Below are 487 nucleotides of genomic sequence, written 5' to 3' on the forward strand. Positions count from 1 at the left end.
GATCATGATCAGGAGCAGCGGCTTGCGGCCGAAGAAACGGAACCGGCCGATCGCGAGGGCCGCCAGCGTGGCGATGATCATGCCGCCGACCACCGCGGTGACCGCGACGATCAGGCTGGACTGGATGGCGGTGGCGAAGTTGGGCTGGTTGATCGCCCGTTCGAAGTTGTCGAAGGTAATCGACGAGGGCCACAGGGTCTGGTCGTAGCTGCGGATCTCCCGATTGGGCCGCAGGGCGCTGATGACCAGCCAGTAGACCGGGAAGATCATGACCGCGGCGATACCGAGGCCGATGATGTCGAGGTGGAGCCGGCTCTTCTTGCGGTCGGGCCGCAGCGCCTGTGTCTCGGTCGTGCTGCTCATTCGACCTCTCCCGTCTTCATGAGCTGGCGCAGGTAGTACACGGCCACACCGGACAGCAGCAGCACCGTGATCAGGGCGATCGCGGAGCCCTGGCTGAAGGAGGTGGACTCGAACGCCTTGGAGT

The 487-nt window shown here is 64.7% G+C and carries 2 pseudogenes; both read right to left on the reverse strand.

What is annotated here, in order from left to right:
- Positions 1-363 (reverse strand): annotated as a pseudogene (locus RNC47_RS36390) (carbohydrate ABC transporter permease); the annotation flags it as partial.
- Positions 360-487 (reverse strand): annotated as a pseudogene (locus tag RNC47_RS36395) (sugar ABC transporter permease); the annotation flags it as partial. The pseudogenes RNC47_RS36395 and RNC47_RS36390, both read right to left, overlap by 4 nt.

This window comes from Streptomyces millisiae (assembly GCF_031845425.1).
Classification (GTDB): Bacteria; Actinomycetota; Actinomycetes; order Streptomycetales; family Streptomycetaceae; genus Streptomyces; species Streptomyces millisiae.